This window comes from Candidatus Omnitrophota bacterium (assembly GCA_003598025.1).
Classification (GTDB): domain Bacteria; phylum Omnitrophota; class Gorgyraeia; order Gygaellales; family Profunditerraquicolaceae; genus Profunditerraquicola.
In genome coordinates, this window is sequence record QZKH01000005.1 from 57,870 (window position 1) to 77,396 (window position 19,527).

Annotated in this window: 2 protein-coding genes (1 of these 2 cut by a window edge); both read left to right on the plus strand. The window is 41.3% G+C overall.

Annotated elements, in window-relative coordinates; all coding sequences use genetic code 11:
• Positions 1 to 18,131 carry part of the coding region annotated (locus C4533_05260; GenBank protein ID RJP28364.1) for an HAD-IIIC family phosphatase on the plus strand (this coding region is incomplete at its 5' end). 57,869 nt of the annotated region lie to the left of the window's left edge, so 18,131 of the 76,000 annotated nt are shown.
• Between the two features lie 8 nt (positions 18,132 to 18,139).
• Positions 18,140 to 19,441 carry a hypothetical protein gene (locus tag C4533_05265; protein RJP28365.1) on the plus strand — a complete coding sequence of 434 codons (1,302 nt, stop codon included), beginning with the start codon at positions 18,140 to 18,142 and terminating at the stop codon, positions 19,439 to 19,441.
• Positions 19,442 to 19,527 lie beyond the last annotated feature (86 nt).

The following is a 19,527-nucleotide window of genomic DNA, read 5'->3' on the forward strand; positions in this document are numbered from 1 at the left end:
CGCATTCCATTTCTTTCTATGATTCTGCTTTTGACGTAGTAAGCAGGGCGATAGTTGCATTAGACAGAATGACACTTGAAGAAAGAAATATAGCGCAACTCGAATCCAATATTAATGTTTTGAGCCAGGTGCATGCTCAAAGTAAGCAATTACCCCAATTAAATTCCGCAGATACCCAGGACGCAGAAAGGCGGAGGTGGCAAGGCTTAAACGATTCAATAGAAAGGTTAAAGCAGAGAATATCTTTTTATCGTAAGGTCGAGAAAGATTTTAAAGAGGGGGCTTTAAGTTTAGCCTTAAGGCCATATGCCGATATAGAGGCTTATGCAGAAGACTTAAGAGGGTATGTTGTCTCTAGGTCCGATGCATATATGTCGAATCAGGCTGAAAGAATATTTTCTCAGCTTTGGGCTGGCATCAATCCGGATTTAGCGGATGTTCTCATAATCAGGGCGTTTGTTACTGCAGATGATAAAAATATCGGAGAGATAGCTTTGTATCTGGATTTGGCTTTAGATGAAATTAAAACCCAGGTTAATACCGTAGCCTTGAAAGATGGATTGTCTTGCGAAAGATTAGCTGCCAGGATTAATACGCCTAAGATGGCTTGGTTGGGAGTAGCTATCAAAAGTATAGAAGATAATGCGGTTATTGCAGAAATTGAAGCGGTGCAGGACAGAGAAACAGCAAAAGAGCCGGATAAATACAGCGTCGCTGATGCAAAATATTTCCTATCTTCGGATGCTGAAAGGATTGCCGCGCTAAAGGATAATTTAGAGAGGTTGTCCGGTTGGTTTGAGAATATGTTCCCGGGTAAGCTTGTCCCCCTTAGAGAAGCATTTGCCTCTATTGAGGATAGTTACTCTAGGTTTCATCGGGAAGCGGCGCCGTTAATTGCAGGCAGCCCGTCGGTAAATAAATCATCGGTATTAAGTTCGCTGACAATGAACCGACTGGGCAGAGACGGCAGAAGCGGTTATGCATCCAGGATGCGCGTATTAAGAGGAAAGCTTGATATAGCTAACGCAGCAGTAGCCAGGCGTGTTACCGCAGAGGCTGTAGAAGAAATAGCCAGGAATATCAAAGATGCAGAGGCTATCCTTAGGCAATATAGCCTTGCCTGGGTAGAGGCATTAAGAGAAAACTTGCTGGAATTACGCGTGCATGCGCAGGATTTGTTGAATAACAAGCATCCGGATTATCTCAGCTATCCGGTTTTTCAGGAAACAGTTCTTAACGCAGGCCAGATATGTGAACAGATTAGCGGCTTCCGGGATGCAAACAACACTTTCCTTATAGAACTCTCGAGATTAAACAGTGATATAGTGGGTCAGATAGAGGGTACCCATGAAGAAGTGCCAATAGGCTTTATCGAAGAATTCGCCAGGCTGCAGGATCATACAAGGAATACACTTCTGGAATTTTCATCGCAGGAGGATTGGCAGGATGCACTTACCAAGCATGGCGAGCTGTTGGTAGGACTTCAGAGAATGAACTCTTTTGAGAGGGCTATAAGGAATTTAAGGAGTGAGATTGATTTTTTAAGGCAGTTACAAGGGTGGCATTTTTCTCCGGAAGTTGAAGATCAAGAGCGGGAATCCAGAGGTAGGCAGACCTCTGCCCTGGAAGAGGCAGAGTCTGTTATAAATGGTATTGCTACAGGCTATGCATCCCCTTATTTGCTTGGAGCAAAGTTAGAAGAGTTTGTAGAAAATTTACCGCGTATCAATGAGTTGATAGATGAAGCGGTGTGCGGTTTGATGGGTATTATAAAAGCAAAGAGGGATTTTATAATACCTCAGTTTAGAGTCATACATGAGATGATCAGGGCGCTTAGGGCATGGATAGTTGAAGATTTATCTCCAAGATTTTCCGGAGACCAGGCAACATTAACTAGGAGCAAGAGGGTATTTGATGATCTGGAATCTTTGTTTACCTCTCTGTTTGCTAATCTAGACCAGTGGGGAAATGACTTGGGGCAAACGGAGTACGCAAGAGTAAATAATGAGTTGATTCAGTTAGTCGCTTCATTCGACGGACCCATGGATGGGTTGCATGCGGCTCTATTTAACTTGGTAGATTCAGAAAATAATACTATCGGGGATAAACTTCTAAGGACATGCAGGGGCATAGTAACCCATTATGTAACCGGGCATCAACTTCAGGGAGTGATGCGGCAGATACCGTATAATATTATTTTTGACGTGTCTGGCGACGCATATGGATACCCTGTGGAAGTCAGAAGAATAAGAGTTGTCGCTGGCCGTTCGTATGATACGCTTTTAAGCGACTTAGTCGGCAGGGATGACCAGGTCAGGGCTGTGCAAGATGAATATAAAACCTCTATGAAGAAATGGCAGAATTTTAAGGGAAGAGGAGAATACCCTTCGGCTGAATTTGCTTTTATGATAAAAGATGCCTTTAGCTATTATATCCGGCTGATACAGGATACATCTGCTCGGCCGCTTAGGCCTGCTTCAGAAGTATTACAGGCTTATTATCAGAAGACTTTTGCTCAAGTGAAGCGTGTTTTTGATGCTTTACCTCTTGAACAAAATATTCTGGCTCCAGGTGAATATCGTGTTGGCGGAGGCATGCGTAATGAAGAGATGAAAGAAAAAGGGTTAGTAATACTCTTGTCTATGTTGAGAGATATTTCTGCAACTATAGAAGATATGCCTGACCCGGTAAGGATTAATTTTGAGTCGGAAGATGAAGCTCTGGCGTTTTTAAGGGTAAGCTTAGAAGACCTGGAAGGAGATGCCCCAGTTTCTACTACCTCCTCCAGCCCCCTGAAGCCAGGACCGTTTTTGTCATTGACCACAGAAGTGTCTTCGGATGCCACTTTATCTCCGTTGGATGGGAGGCTAAGTATTTCCCGCAGAGCATTCTTTGTGACTGCTGCAGTAGCTTCGGTTACAGCCGCATTTCTAGGCGGCAGAAGAGCAGAACATCTTGCGCAGGAGAAGGCGCAGAAAATGCCGGGCAGCTTACGCCTGTTTAATGAATTTTCCGCGCAACGGCAGACCGTTCTCTTTATTCACGGCGGACTGGGTAGTGATTGTTCTTGCTTTGAGCTTTTTGTTGAACGCTTCAAGGATACGTTTAATCTCGCGGGATTTGATTATGACGATAGCCTGCCATTGGAAGCGGTATCCCGGAGATTCTCCGGGGAGGTTTTGAATGTGCGCCGCGCGCCGTCAATACCCGGTGGCTTAATCATCATCGCATACTCTTGCGGCACTACCATAGTCAGGGACGCAGTGCTTAACCGGAATCCCGGCAGAAAGTTATTTAAGGAAGATGCGGTTATAGAGATTGCTCCTATTTTAGGCGGTTCTGCCAAAGCGCTGGGAGCTGGTTCAGGTTTGAAACAAGGCGTGTTGCATATTGATGAGTTATTTGGAGGGATATTCGGTATCAAAGGCAGCCCGGAATTAGCCAAGACTACAGATCCGAGCTGGTTTATCCAACAGGCATTATTTAACGAAGAGGCCTGTGATACTTTTGCTGTAAGCATTGGTAAGCATATTATTATCAGGGATGAGAATGATTCGCATGCCCCTTTTAACTTAGAGGATTCTCCTAGCAAAAGGGAGTTCTTGCGTTTATATGAGAACGGCCTGACCCGCGCGCCGGTTGTGATTAACTTACAATCCGTTGACGGAAAGAGTATGCATAGCAAAATGCTGAAGCAAAAGCCGGTGGTAGACTTGGTTGAAGAGTTATTAATTCCTAAAGCTCAAGCTGTGCCTTTGTCCGTAAAGAATTCATCGAGTTCTCCTGTGCAGAAGGCGGGCGCGTTGTTACGTAGTTATTCACACGTAATGTTCTTTATGGATAAAGACGGCGTAGTGACTGATAATAATAGTTTCATCACGGAAGATATGTTGAGAGCGATATTTGAACTCTTAATTAAAGGTGCTTATATTTATATTATCACCGGAGGTACATTTGAAAACAGTATTCATAATGTCATTGAGCCCCTTGAAGAATTCGCCAATACTTTAGCCCGACCGGAGCTCTTAAATCATTTAGTTTATTTTGTTATGAATGGCAACTATGAGATTAGTTGGCACGATGGAATTCGTTCAGAGCGTTTCTGCGGAAAAGCGATTAGCGCTGGCGATGCAGGTAAATTAGCAAAGGCTTTTTCAATAGCTTTTATTGAAAAAGCCTCTAAGAAATTATCGCTACACGATAAAGGAATATCGCAGGCAATTTATGACGCAGAAAATTTTGAGCAAGTAGCGACTCTTCTTTTAAGGTTCGCCGGTTTTTATCCGGCGGAAATTGGTCACGTGCGGGTTGAGGCAGGGCAGATACAAGATAAGCGTGCTGTGCGTACCTGTTCTATGGTGCTTGAGTTGAACAAATCCCCAGAACTTCAATCAAGCCGCTCGTTACAAAATATTGATCTTATGCGTGAAATACAAGCACGAGCTAAGGATTTGTTACCGCCTCAATTAATCTCCAGCGGACATATGTTCTTGGGGCCGACGTTTTTATCATTCCAAACCTTATTAAAAGAGGATGTGTTGGCGGCTGTAACTTCTCGCTTTCCAACGGAAGCACGAATCTTCCGGGTTGGCGCCGGTGATACTGAGGTTGATCTTGCTTTCCTCTCTAAGATTGCTGAAACACAAGGGTATGCGTATTTTGTTGGTGAGAGTATAGGAAAGCTGCCCAAAGGCGTAGTTGCTACTCGCTTGCGTGGCCCACCTGCACATTTGTTAGAACTCCGCGCTCTCGGCCGGGCGATTAGATTACAAGCTAGCAAAGAGATTGAAGTTGATTTAAGTGTATTATCTCGCCACCAAAGAATTACCTCAAGTTCTCCTATCCTTGGAAAGAATTTCTATGCTTCACCAAGTTCATCACGATTGCCGAATACAGAATACGCAGAAGTATATAAAGGGAACGGTTCTATTTCTTTCGATGGCGCCAGCTCGCCCCTCGGAGAAACATCTCGGGGCGAAGCCTCGCCCGTTTCGCCAGCAAAGCTGGCGAATGAGGCGGGCTCGCCGGTAGGGCCTATGTTTTTTCTGCTCAGAAGAAAGATTAGAAGATTGCAGCGTTCATTAGAACAGGTAATCGCCATTATCAAAAGAGAAGAGCAAAAAGCAGGGCAGCTGGATTTAGTGAAGATATATATCGTGGGAAGCTTTGCCAATGGAAAGTTAAAGAGGACTTCTGACCTTGATCTTGTATTTGAACCTACGCAACGAATGTTTGGGATATTCGGTAATATCTGGTGGGCATATTTAGATGAGTGGACAGAAGAAATCGAAAGCTCTATCAAGGAGATCGATGTTGCCGGGTATCATGCACCGTATGGACGGTACACTCTTGTGGACAGGAATCGCTGTGCGGAGGATCACACGTATTTAGAGGGTCTTTATCGGGATTCGTTTCGCTCGCCTACAGGCGTCAACGCACAAGAACAAGGAGCCCCTATCTCTAAAAAGAGATACTCAAGGACAGAGGTATACGCTGGGGTATTAGCGGCAAGATTATCTTTTGGCAGCAGAGTTATTGATTTAGGTTGCGGTAAAGGCAAACTCGGGTCTTTATTATCGGCAGATAGCGGGATTTCTTACGTAGGGATTGACTTGAAACTAAGTAGGTTGCTCCGTGCAAAAAAACAAACTCCAACGGGTAAATTAATTTGTGCGAATGCCTCTTATTTGCCTATCGAATGCAACTCAGCAGATGCAGTTGTGTGTATGCATATGATCGAACACTTGGATGAATCAGAAAGACGCCAGCTGTATTCTGAAATAAAACGAATAATAAACAAGGGTGGATATGTATTAATTGAAACACCTATACAATCTCCCGGATCCAGATGTTTAAAATTCTTGAAGATTTTGTTCGGGGCAATCCCGCGAAGATCTCTTGATGAGACCGGTTTTTCAAAGTCGCATCGAGTTTGGTTTACCGAAGAACAATTGTCAAAGGAATTAGAAGAGAATGTATCCCCCTATGAAATAGTCGATCAGAATTATTATGTGTTTCATACAGTTATTTTTCCGCGAGGATGGTTTTTTGAGTCGGTGCAGAAGGTTCTAGACAGAATTGATAAGGGCAGCCTCATTAAGAGAAGAATCGCATTAAGCAAATACGTTTTACTTAGAAACATTGGTTCGAAGGACGGTGAGCTAGGCGAACAACAAACGAAAGCGCGTCGAACCACCAGCTCGCCGGTGCGTGAAGATAAAGTTGAGACCCAAGTTATTCGGGAACTGAAACCAAAACTTAATTTTATTGAATCGAATCCGTTTTTGCTAGCTTTTGTAGGGGTAATTTTTGGAGCATTAGGAACGGTCTTCGGAAAAATTCTGGTAACACAGGCACCACCTGAGATTTATTTGATTTTCTTCTATCCTTTTGCATATCTATTGGTTTCAGTTATGTTCGCTTTATTTGGAAAAGAAAACAGAGGAATGCTGCAAAAGGCATTCCCTGAAAAATATTCTTGGCAAAGATTGGATAGCCGACGCTGGAAGCTCGCAATCATCTTAAATTCTCTTTTGTTATGCGTAGTAACCCCTATCTGTTATTTTGTCGGCTTAAAATTAATCTCGCCAATAAGCGCAAGCGTTATTTCCCAGCTTATGCTTATTTTCACCATAATCTTGTGTAACTTATTTCTAAAAGAGAGGATAGGTTTATCAAAAGCTTCGGGGGCTATGCTGGTTGTAGCTAGCGTGCTCTTTGTGATTATTGAGCCCGAGATTAATTCGCCTTCTGGAATATCCCTATTTAGCTTGTTTAATTCATTTAAGAACGTGGGCACCATACTAATTTTGTTAAGTTGTCTTTCACTTAGTATCCAGCAGGTTATCGGGCGCCTAATCGTTACTACGCTTAAGAAAGAGGATAGTAATATTCAGATTTCACTAATGAAAATAGGTTATCTTTTCGGCATGATATTTATGCTGCCTTTCTTTTTGTTGTGGAACTTTATATGGAATAATCTCGATTTTGTTTCTTTATGGAGTAGCTACTCGGAGGCATTAACGCATTATCTATTTGCGCTGATTCTGGTTAATGTTGTACTTTTTACTACACATTGGTATATAAGATACAAAATACAAGGGGTTAGCCGGTTCCATCAGTCCACTTTTGCTACAGTGTTAGCGACCTCTCCCGGTTTTGTCTGTTTTTTTTCCTACCTTATATTAAATAATGTTGCGATTTCAGGTTTAGTGTTATTAGCTGTTGGTACGGTTTTCTTGGGAGTGATTCTATCTTCGGATCCGTTTTTAATACTAAAGGCAAAGCAAAGCTATAATTATCAAATCCTGCAATGGGCAGGGCGAAAGAAGACGATAACCGAAAGAGTCCAGTTGATTTATAATGCGCGCGTGGAGACTAAAACCAAGCAAATGAAACTCACGGATTATATTGAAAGAGAATTGATTTCTCGTTTGCCAGCCGGGACAAAATTAAAATCCATAGTAGTACGCGACAGTTTCCTTTGGTCTCCTCAACCGGATGATATTGATATTTATGTGGTAGTTGAGGAACCGACGGATGTGGCTATGCCCCACAATAACATTGCTTTTAAACAGGCAAAAGAAGAAACTGCCCCGAAGCTAGCATTTTCGTTAGGCGCTTCACTCGAAAGTATCAATAAGATAGACCTCTGGTGCGTGGGTTTAAAACATCTTCAGGGCAACCCTTTACAGCGGGCTTGGGTATTAAGACGAGGAGTTACTATATATGGGGATAATTTATTTGACAAGTTTAATGATGATCCGGTGTATAGATACTGGGTTGTAGAGAGGGCCTTAGAGCAGGTAGATGAGGAGATAAAAAATGGAGATGTGCGTAAAATAATTCATAGGTTAATGTTGGCCGTATTTTCTTTAGGCGAGATCGATAATTCATATCGGCAGGAAGCAAGGGGTATAGTCACAGGCTTATGCCAACAAATATACAACATGCCGGTTGATTCGAAGGCAAGAGAATGTCTTTTTGCTGAAATGCAGGTTTGTTATGAAAAGGTTAGGGATAGATTTAATCATCTGGAAGATGCGGAAAGGGTAAATAGCGCAAGGTTAGCAAAGGAATTTACCACTTTATGGAGACGATGGAAAAAGAAAGGCTTCCCCCCGGGAGAATTTGACGCGGATGGTTCTTTTACGGCGCAGGCGGAGCGCACTCTATCAATATATCCTAATAGCAAGCAATGGGTGCTTGATATGATACGTTGTGATATTAATAATTTCCCAGTTGAAGAGATTGAACAGCTGCGGCTTGATGCTAAAGTGAAGCGTTTGTTATCTTCTCCAGTAGCATTATTTTATAATAAAGGGGATGGTTCTATTTTTTCTAACGGCGCCAGCTCGCCCGTAAACAGCAGATTTATTGATTTATTAAGCCATATTAATGATCCGCGCCAGTATGACGTTAACCTCCTTGATCAGGAACATGTTCTCTCAAGCAGCGCTTTCATCCGCGAAGGCGCCAAAGGGTTAAAAGGAAATGCGCTGCTTTTGGGGTTGGGTAATGCCCATGAGTATACCATAGAGGTGTTAGCTGATCTTTATAGACAATTTGATAAGCTTATCATTGTAGATTTGGATGAAAACACTATCCAGCGGACGCTGGGGAGGCTTGATAAGCATCTGAGGCGAAGCGGCGTATCGCTGGATCAGGCAAAAATCGAGATTAGAATAATGGATTTAAGCGGAGTGATAGGGGCTATGGCGATGCTTGTGGACGATATAATCGCGCGCGAAAGGAACCTCCAGGTAATCCAGCATCAAATTCTGCGTCTTCTTAGTGAACCACCGGAAGCGTTTGAGGTGTCTTGTGCAAAGGCCGCTGGTGCCTCTTATGTTGTTTCTTCCCTTGTTGCGACACAGCCTGCCAAGTTACTCGATGCATATATTGTAAGCATGATTGAAGAGAAATTTGGATTAGGCTCTGCAGATTCTTTTGTCCTTTCAGAACAGTTTAGGGTCAGAAAAGCAAAATTTGAATCTCAGCTTCATCAGAAACACGTGCAAGATTTGATGCGGTGGGTAGATAAGCACGGATGCATTTATTTTTCCGATTCGTTTGCTGAAACTAATTTAAGGTATAGCCCGGGAAATATACAGCCTCTCAGTATTGTTAGCCCTGTGCTTACCTTAATCGATGATAGTGTGGTCAATACATTGCAAAGGCTGTGTGAAACAGAAAAATCAGGAGAATGGTGGTACCTTTACGATTCTGATCTTATCAGATTTGGAATTGGAAGCGCATTTTATGTGAAGGCGTGGATTTTTAAGCCCAGGGATATAGGAGAAGCTCTTGAAACTAATCCGGAGGTTGCTCCCCGCGTTTCCTCGCCCCTGGCGCCAGCATTGTTGCGCATAGGCACTCGTTGGGTTCCGCTTGCTGCCGCAAGTTCTCCGCTGGCAAGAGATGGCGACTTGAGTTTTAAAATTGAAACTGATGATTACGCAGTTGTATTTGATACCCTTTATTCACTAAAGAACCGCGGCAATATTATTGAATTTTCTCAAATTCAGGATGCTTTTGTAAGTCAAAAACCCCAGAAAAAAACAAATTCCGTAAGAATTGTGAATAGGGTCCTTAAATCATTCATCCAGGCCGGTCTCGCCCAAGAAGTCGGCTTTGGGTATAGCGCGACTATAACAGATGGGGATGAAATCAAGGGTATCCTTAGCGACATTGAGCATCAATCAAAGTTATCAGAGGAAAAGCTTAAAGAGATAGCATCCGGTTGGTTTCTTGATGTGGGTGAAATAACCCTTTATCACTCTGCTACGTTAGAAAAAATACTTAGTATCATCGAATTCGGATTTTATGCTCTCCCTGGTGAATTTACGCTTACTTCTGAAAGCCATCGCTTCGGTAAAGTCTTTCGTTTTCGTAAAGGAAAAATTCTCATTGTATTTAATGTCCCTGTAGGGATGATAGATTTTTCTCATCATTCCTATTATCTGAAAGGTTTCGCGCTTAAATATCCAAGGGCTAAAACTCCAATTATCCCAGAAAGTATGGCTGTTGGTTTTCAGAAAGCATGGCAGATGTATCTTGCCGGAGAAAATACCGACAGTAATGCCCAAAAAATGCTGGAATTAGGCCAGCGTGGAGAATTAGCGCATCTTTCGCCGCAGATGATTAATGCCGAGAAAACTATATGTCTGAATTCTTGCAAAGTTGAAGAGGGAGAATTAGATGAGGGCTCTTTATGGCTGGTTAAAGAAGCTCTTGTTAGAGGCAACCCCCGTGATTCATCCGGGTCAAAAACAGGGAGCTCTCCTTTAGGCAAGGATGGTGAAACCAAAACTATTACTATTTACGGTAAAGATATCAATGCCAATGGAACAGCACTCTCTTTAATAGGGGATGCGGTAAAGAGCGATGCTGAGGCGATAATGAAGTTGAGCGCAAGGCTTGAGAGGCTCGGATATATTCCCGAAGAAGAAACACTTTCAATACAGGATGTTGAATGGCAAGTATCTCACGGGGAGTTGTATATTCTCAGAGTTTACCGGGATAAAGATGGCGTAAATGGGTATGCTTATGGAAAACTTGACGCTAATGCCTGGGTTATCCCTCATATAGTAGTTGATGAAAAATCAGAAGGCCGCGGGATAGGAAGAGCCTTATTTGTTGATATGCTTATGCAATTGGAGAAACGTAAGGCAACTGAGATCCGTCTTACGACCGCAAGCGATGCTATGGAGCATATTGTATTTACTTCAGGGTTGTTCCAGGGGATGGGTGAGAGGAAATTCAGATTTGTATCCGGACATGTAAATGATGGCAAAGATATAATTAGGGATGAATCAGCAAGCAGTCCACTAGAAAAGATAGTTTCTCGAGTCAAGATTAATATGGCAAAGCCATTATCGTATTATACTAGCCATTTGGTTAATACAGGCAGAGGTATATCTAGCCCTGTATCCAATAACAGTGATAGCTTTGGAGATAATTATGGGGCGCTGGCGCCTTTTAAATGGATGTACCATACTGATAGGCTAAACAGATTAATTAAAGGAGATTTCCAAGGAGTAAGACCAATTACGGCGCACCTCATGCCTACTTTGAAATGTAACCATAGGTGTTATTTTTGTTGCTATGGAGGAGCCAAGGGTAGCACAAGAAGAGATGATCGGAGGCCGGTTGCTGATGTCTCTGCCCTAAAAATAAAACAACAGACCATGGATCAGGACTTAATGCGCAAAGTAATAACAGAGTGTAGTAGAGTCGGCATCAAAGGCATAATATTTACTGGGGGTGGAGAGCCAACTATATACCCGCATTTGGCATCTGCTATGAGGTATTGCAAGGAATTAGGGATAAATGTATCTTTAAATACTAACGGGACAAGGTTAAATGACAGTTTTATAAATGAACTCTTGAATATTGATCCAACCTATATAAGGATAAGTTTAAATGCGGGTAGTGAAGAAGTTGAAGAATTAACTGTTGGAGTAGCTGATTTTGAAGAAACGCTTGTTAATGCGCAATCTTTAGCTATGCAAAAACTACAACATCGTTCAGCGGCAGATATCAGCATAGGTTTTGTGGTGAATGTCTTGAATGTAAATGATATGTTTAATTTAGCTAAGCGATTAAGGCAGGTAGAAATTGACATTGCCAGAAAATGTGGTGGGGCCAGAGGGTTTTATAGCCTGCAAATCAGGCCAGTAGGTAATTATGAGAGCAGCAAGCAGTATGATGAATCACGGATTGCAGAAATAGTGAACCATTTAACAGATAATTTCGGGAGTGATTTTGCTGAAGAATTCATACGTTTTATGTACCATGATGAGCAGGTTTCTGCAAGGACGTTGCAATTGGCGTTAACGATTATTGAAGATAACATAATACCATTCCTTCGAAATGAAGGTTCATCAATACAGGTTATTTATCCCAGGAAGAAATTTTTAGATTTGGCCAGCGCTTCTACTAAACCATATAATAAATGTTTAGCATGCCCATGGATTATTGTGATTTGGCCTGATGGAACAGTGTATCCGTGTGTTGAATGGGCTGGTACACCAGGATTTGAAATAGGAAATCTCGTCTCCCAAGGTCTTATGTCAATTTTGGAAAGCAAAGAGCGTACGCGTTTCTTTGAATACATTAATGGCGGAGCAATTTCTACGAGATGTGCGCCTATCTGTGCGCACCATGAAATGAATATCGCGCTGAATAGATTAGCTGACTTAACCAAAGACCAGGTAAAACCTGCAATACAAAGATACAGGATGAGTCACTCTGTGCCCAAACACGTTAATTTTATGGCACCTGATAATATCCTGTATACTCCTGCCGATATTGCTCAAACTCCGAAATTAAGGCTGGGAAGGTTGACAATTATCGGCAGAAATAATTTTATTTTTAATGAAACTTTGCCGCCCGCACCAGCTTCTTTAGGAAATTGGGAAAAATTGAATCAGATAATCGGCTTTGTGTCACATTATATAGATGGGCCGCCGTTGGATGTTGAGATTATTGTTACTTGTGATATCCCCTCCGGCCAAGATAGGTCACCTACTATGGCGTATAATCACTCTACAAAAACCATTTATATGCATCCAATAATACTTTCTAGGTTTACTCCTGTTGAGTACGGCCGCCTTATAGGGCATCATGATTTTATAGGGCATGCTTATAGAGGATTTACTGAATTGCAAGCAGTAGCCTTTACAATGGAATTATTGAATTATGACCGGAGAATAAGAGAGGTTGTCTGTCGTATGATTACCGATGTAAAGCCTGTGATTAAACCTTGCTTGCCTGGTATCGATGTGCCACCAAGTATTTTTAATTCACGACTTATCGATTATATAAGAAATTTGGCAGAGCATGATTTTTCTCAGTCGGTATCTTTGGCGCCAGATTCGGATGGAAGATCCAGACTATCTATTGCAAAGGAAGAGGTTAACAATGCCCTTATCAGTATACAAAAGTTGGCTGAAAACGGCTCTTTTAACCCTTTAGATTATGGTTCACGAAATAAGGTCGGTGTTTTTTGTGTTACTGCAGATCCTCCCCACTGGTCGCATTTGTGTGCAGCCTTACAGGCAATATCTGTTTATAGATTAGATGCTGTTACTTTTACCGGTTACGGCGAAGGTAAATATAAGCCTAATAAAACAGCAGCATCACATCGCCATGCTATGCTCAAATCGGCTCTTGAGCCATTTTATCCATTATTAACGTATTCCTCGGTAGGCAGAGATAACGACTTGTTCGGAGAAGATAATTTCTTCCGTTTCGCGGAATTGAATCGAGGTAAAGTGAAACAACTCTATTATATTTGCGGGTTAGAGGCAAGAGAGGTAGTGTTTGATAGTTTCAACCGTTTGATGAGCGGGTATCGTCATGAATTAATAAACTATGAAGGAGATTTGTCTTTGGGTATAGCTTTTATCTCCGGGGATGGCCAGCCAGCCAGAGAAGTTGTCACTTTATCTGATATTAATATAGAAGTTTTAAATTGTAACACAGGGATATACCCCCCGATTTCTTCTACCTTTATTAGGGAGAATTCGGCATTTTATTTATGCCCTTTCCGTGTCGCAGAATATATAGGTAGGCATACAATGAGATATTATATGGATAAAGTATCAAGTTCTAGTGTAGCCAAGGCAAACAATGATAACTTTTCTAATTCTTCCAGCAGTCCGGCTAGAGGTAAAAAAGACAATACGGCAGGCAAAAAAAGAGCTGCGCTTGAAAGGAAGGCCGGAGAATACTCCGTTATCTTAGAGGAAGAAGCAGGCAGGACAATATCCAAAATTAGGGAGATTCTAAACAAACGCAGAATACTAAAAAGCGACTGGGAAGCCATTCATTATGAAGTAATAAGAATCCACGTTTTTACAAATAGGCTGGTTAAAGAAAAAGAGTTAATCATGCTGCACCTTTTCTTCACGGACCTTTTAAACAGTATTAATTCCATACAGAGGTTTATAGTAACCCGTGATAGGAATATGATTTTTGCAGCGCTATCTATGGCAGAGAGCGATTTTGAACAGGTACGCGTATTGCGCCAGAATAAGGAGCTATTAAAACGCGCTGACGATGTCCCGGAAGGATTGTATTTATTTGAAGATGACAAGCAATCTGATAAGGATGGTGAAAACAAGAGCAGCTCTCCGGTTTCGTTGAAGCGAACTGGTTTGGCGTTTCCTTTATCGAGTAACGGGTTAAGTAAATATTTAGTTTCTGTTCTACATCACGGCCCGCCGCAGGCCGCGATTCTATCTCTATCTTCTTTGCCCAGAATAATTTGGAATAAATTGATACGGTTAGCTAATTATGGAGTTATAATATTACTCATAAGCGCCACTGTGCTGAGTGGTTGCGCGACCACAAGGGAATTAAAGCAGAGTCTGGATACTTTGAAATATGTCAAGATGGTAAACCAAACCATCAAAGAAGAAGGGGTATATTCTGAAAAAACCATGCAAGCTTTAAGTTTAATGAAAGGAGTAATGAGTCAAAGTTATTCTAAGCCTACGAAACTTGGAAACGAAGAACAGAAGAGAGCAGCGATAGAAGAATATTTACAAAGAGATATAGGTGATTTTAAAGAGGATGCTTTGCAAGATAAATACCCGCAAATGGCAGCAGAGCACAATGTGCCCATGTATGAATTTAGAAACGCCCGCCATAAACATTTAGAAATATTGATCGCAAACAGAGATTTTAAGGATGCTTTTGACGAAGCAAGGGCGATAATACTCAGCAATACACCCCTAGCCAGGAAGGTTCTACTTGCAGGATTAAATGGCGAATATGAAGTAATCCCGATTTCTTTAGGGCCTGATTTAGATGCATTAACCAGCCAGGTTCCGGGTGAGGGTTTTTATTTATTTGCGCCAGAATGGGTCCCGGTAGACAGGTTGAAGCAGTATGTTTCAGTTGTTTCAGCCTCGGTATTATTGGAATGGGGAGAGTATGAATTTATTGATAATCTTATCCCGGTAGTATCGGATGCCCAGAATTACAGCACGCAAATGCGCAGCGGGATTATTTTAAAGTTAGGCCAATTCAGCAGACAGAGAGTAATAGATGCTTTACTTGTTACCGCTAAAGATACAGATTTGTCAGTTTGTTACGCTTCTTTATTAGCTTTAGAAGGGGTTCAAAGCCCGGAGTTAATGGCTACGGCAAAATCCATTATACAAAAGTTATCTCCTGTTGTTATGGAGCGTTTAAACTCGCGTAAGAGAGGGTTAAACCGTACTACTTCAGGTTACAGCAATGGCATTGTTTCGGTTCCCGGAGATGTTGTTTATCCTTCGTCAGCCGAGTTGGCAAGTGTTGAGGGCGATATCGTGAGAGAGGCGATACATATTTTAGGTAATTCTCATGATGAGGGCGCAGTTGATCTGTTGGTAGGATTAGCAAGGCTAAATGACAATTATATCGATATAGAAGCGATATTTGCACTCGCTGAAATAGGAACAGAAGATGCTTATTCAAACTTGGCTTATATGCTCCAGGAAAGATCAGCTCCGGCTGATTTATTAATTGCCGCTTTATCGGGATTTGATATTTCAAGAACAAAAAATATATTCCTGCAGCATGTTAACGACAATAGTCCGATAACCAGGGCTCAGGCAATAAGGGCTCTTGATTCTACAGTTAGGACGGATCCAGCAATAGCAGATGCAGTATTGTCCCGTTTTAAAGTAGAGGATAATGTGGATGTGCGCGTTAGCTGTATCAGAACTTTAGGGTTTTCTGACCGCCAGGATGTTTTGGATGTTATTGAATCGCAACTTGATTCTCCGGAATGGAGAATCAGAGAAAGGGCGCTATTTTCCTTAGGCATACATCCCGGTAACGATTATGTAGAACAATTTACAAGAATGCTTTCTGACCCGGAAGAGAGGGTAATACAGGCAGCCATAATTGTTAGCGATTCCAGGTTGGACGATAATCCGCAATTATTTAATGCCGTCTTTCAAAAGCTGCAAGATCCTTCTGCGATTGTATCGGTTGCGGCGACAATGGTTTTAGCTCGACATGTTGACAGCCATCCGGAATTAGCCGGGCCAATTACCGGGGAATTAAAAGCAGACAACATTGAACTGCGATGTGGGATACTTTCTGACCTGGGCAGCAACAAGACTAAAGCCGCTATTGATATGGTCAGGCCATTTGTTGTGGATATTGACCCGCGCGTCAGGCAAGTTGCTACCATAGCTTTAGGTAATATTGGCACTCCGGAAGTCTTAGATTTAATTACACCGTTAGTTACAGATCCTTTTCCCGAAGCAAGAGAAGCTGCGGCAATAGCATTGGGTGCCTTGGGTATTCCGGAAGCAGGTAAGCCGTTAGAGTCACTTGTTAAAGACCAGATTCCTTCGGTTCGTGCAGCAGCAATAAATGCATTACCCGGTGTTCCGCAAGCTAACATCGATGTAGCCAGGCCGTACATTGATGATCCGATTCCTGAAATACGAATAGGAACAGTTAAGGCGCTGGCAGTTAATATACCATCGGATACGGCTTTAGCGGATTCAGTTATAAAAATAGCCAGGAGCGACCTTAATATGGACGTTCGTTCTCTTGCTACTCTTGCCTTAAGCGGAGTAAACAGGCCGGAAGTCGCAAATGTTATTGGGCAGAATTTAAGAACTGGTGATTGGGCTCTGCGGCAATCTGCGGCTTTGGCTGCTTCTACAATTGACTCTGCGTCGCTGACGCAGCCTTTGACTGATGCTTTAAGAGATAGTAATGCGCTAGTTCGCGCTGCGGCAATTGGCGCGTTAGGTAATAGAATTCCAGCTAATCCGCAGCTTGTTGAGCCGATAAAACCAATGCTTGATGACCCGAGTTGGCAGGTGCGCAGTGCTGCGGTATCTAGTTTTAGCCAAATTGATATTCCCGAAGTAACGAGGTTATTAATCCCTAAATTACAAGATCCCAGTATTGAAGTAAGGCGGCTTGCAGGCTTGAGCTTAGCTAGTAGTTTACCTAAATTTCCGGATTTAACAAAACCATTAATGGACACATTGAATAATCCGCAGGAAGACGCATGGTTAAGGACAATAGCATATTCTTCTCTTAGGGAGGTTGAGCCAACTGTAAGCTTTAATTTGGAAGGATTAACTGGATTAAGAAAATCTGTAGTTGTTTTTGTACCGGGTTTAGATGATGCAAATCCATTAACCTCTAGGCCGCAGGATCGAAGTTGGTCACAGCATCATAAAATGAGGCAAGATTTTGATAAGTTGGAAGCATTGGGTTTAGTAAAAGTATTAGAATTTAATTGGACTGGTAACCCTCAAGATTATGTTGCGGCCCGAAGTAATTTTACTGGAAATCTTGCTCAGCAAGTGATTGAAGCTAGAGAAGAGATAAATGCAAATTCTCTTCTTTTTGTATTACATAGCGCAGCTAATCCTTTGAGTTTTTATGGTATCCAAAAAATTAATGCAATATTACGTGAGAACGGTATATATATTCCTATAAATATACAAGGGATGGGGTCTCCTGATAACAAAAGTGCTGAAAATTACACTAGGGTTGGTTTTACTACAGGTGGGGATAGTGTTAATTTTTGCTCTCCTCTGGATATTTTTTCATGGCCAACAGCTTTTCGTTCTAATTCTAGAATAGTTATGGTTGATCATGGAGAATATTTCGATAATATAGATACAAGAAAAAATGCTTTAACTTTTTCTCTCGGCCAAGAAATTCCTTTGGCTTCGTTTAGCTCCACGTCAGGAACAATTTACGATTCGAATTTTTCTTACAATTATAGAATGCAAGAAACAGTAACTTCCATTGTTCCAGGTGTTAGTACTATTAGAACGAAAAGTTGGGATAATTATCAGATAATGCCAAAAACTGATATGGGTAGCGGAATTACTCGTGTTCAGCAAGTTCAGCCAATACAAGTTCCAAGGTTTGATATGCCAAGATTGCCACAGATGCCATCTTCATCTTTTTCAAATCAGCCAATTTATACTCCAAGGCCTATATATACACCACAAAGCGGTTCTTGGAGCGGAAATTATAATTTTAATATACGCGCACCTGATAATTATTATCTAAATTCACCGAGAATAAGCGTTCCATCTCTGCCTACTGTCAGGCCGCTGCCAATGCCGAATATAAATTTGAATAGATAGGAGGTAAAATGAATAGAAAAAGTAATGCAAAAATAAATCTAATCGGTATTATTCTGGCGGTATTTTTGTTTTATAGCCTTTTTCAATTCATAAAAATAAGGATTGTTAATTCCGATATTCCAAAAGGAAAAATCACTTTTGATTCTCCTATCGACGGTGATTATGAAATATATACCGCGAACACAAATGGGACATATTTAGAAAAATTAACAAGTAATTCTGATACGGAAAAGAACGCGGCTATTGATATATCCCCGGTTTTTTCACCGACATCAGGCAGTATTATTTTTGTCAGCGACCGTAACGGAGAAAACAAAGAGTTTATAAGGGACAGCCGAGGTCGTAAAATTGGAGAAAAAGTTGGTGGCGGCACCTCGGATATATATATAATTGATACAAATGATAAGCACGAACGGCCTCTAACCTATATGGAAAAAGGCAATGGTTGTCTTGAATTTTCTCCTGATGGGAACAAGATTATTTTTAATTCTCATGCTAATGGCCGGGTAAATATGGTTATGGATTATGACGGAAGAAATCGTAAAGTGTTTTATGTTGGTAATGGGGCTTATAGGATCTCTCCGGATAGCCAAAGAATATATAATACCTTCCAAAAGGATATTTCGGTTATGGATTTAGATGGTAGCAATCAGAAAAGATTAACTTATTTCTTTAGTGATGAAGAGATGCGGTCCAAGTGGACTGGAAGGAAAAATATAGACGACTTCTGCATCTCTAAAGATGGTCAAAAACTTGCTTTTGCTTTATTAGAGAGCACAAAATGGGGTAATGCTAATTATGTATATAAACTTGATTTCTACATCATGAATATAGACGGCTCTAATCTTAATAAAATATATACCTTAGAAGATAGAGAAACTGTTTTAGTGCGAGTTTGGGAGATGAAGTTTTCACCCGATGGTGGCGATATTATATTTATGGGGAATTTTAATAGAGAGTCTCTTCCAGAAGGGATTTATTCGTTAAACTTAAAAAATAAGACTTTAGTCAATTTAACTGAAGGCAAAGAAGATTATATGTATTTTAAGCGCTTTACATTTACCCCTGATGGCAATAGGATACTTTTTATTGCAGATATAGGACAGAAAGATGAATTGTTTAGACTGGGCCTTCATTATTTAAAAGCAATAGCAAAGTATATCGTCTTTTTTGGTAGAGGAACACCTTTTTATGACAATGTTTATGCCTGTATTATGAATATTGATGGGACTAATTATAAAAGAATTTTCAAGTTTCCAAATGGTACATCTATATCCCAATTCGGTGATTTTGTATATTGGGCAAAGTAAAATAATCAGGGACGGTTCTAAAAACAAAGCAGGACTGTCCCTTAGATAAGAGGGGGACACTTCCTTCATAGCTCTTTTGATGGTAA

Coding starts and splice junctions, on each gene's coding strand:
- C4533_05265 (RJP28365.1), top strand. CDS start 18,140: ATGAATAGAAAAAGTAATGCAAAAATAAATCTAATCGGTATTATTCTG.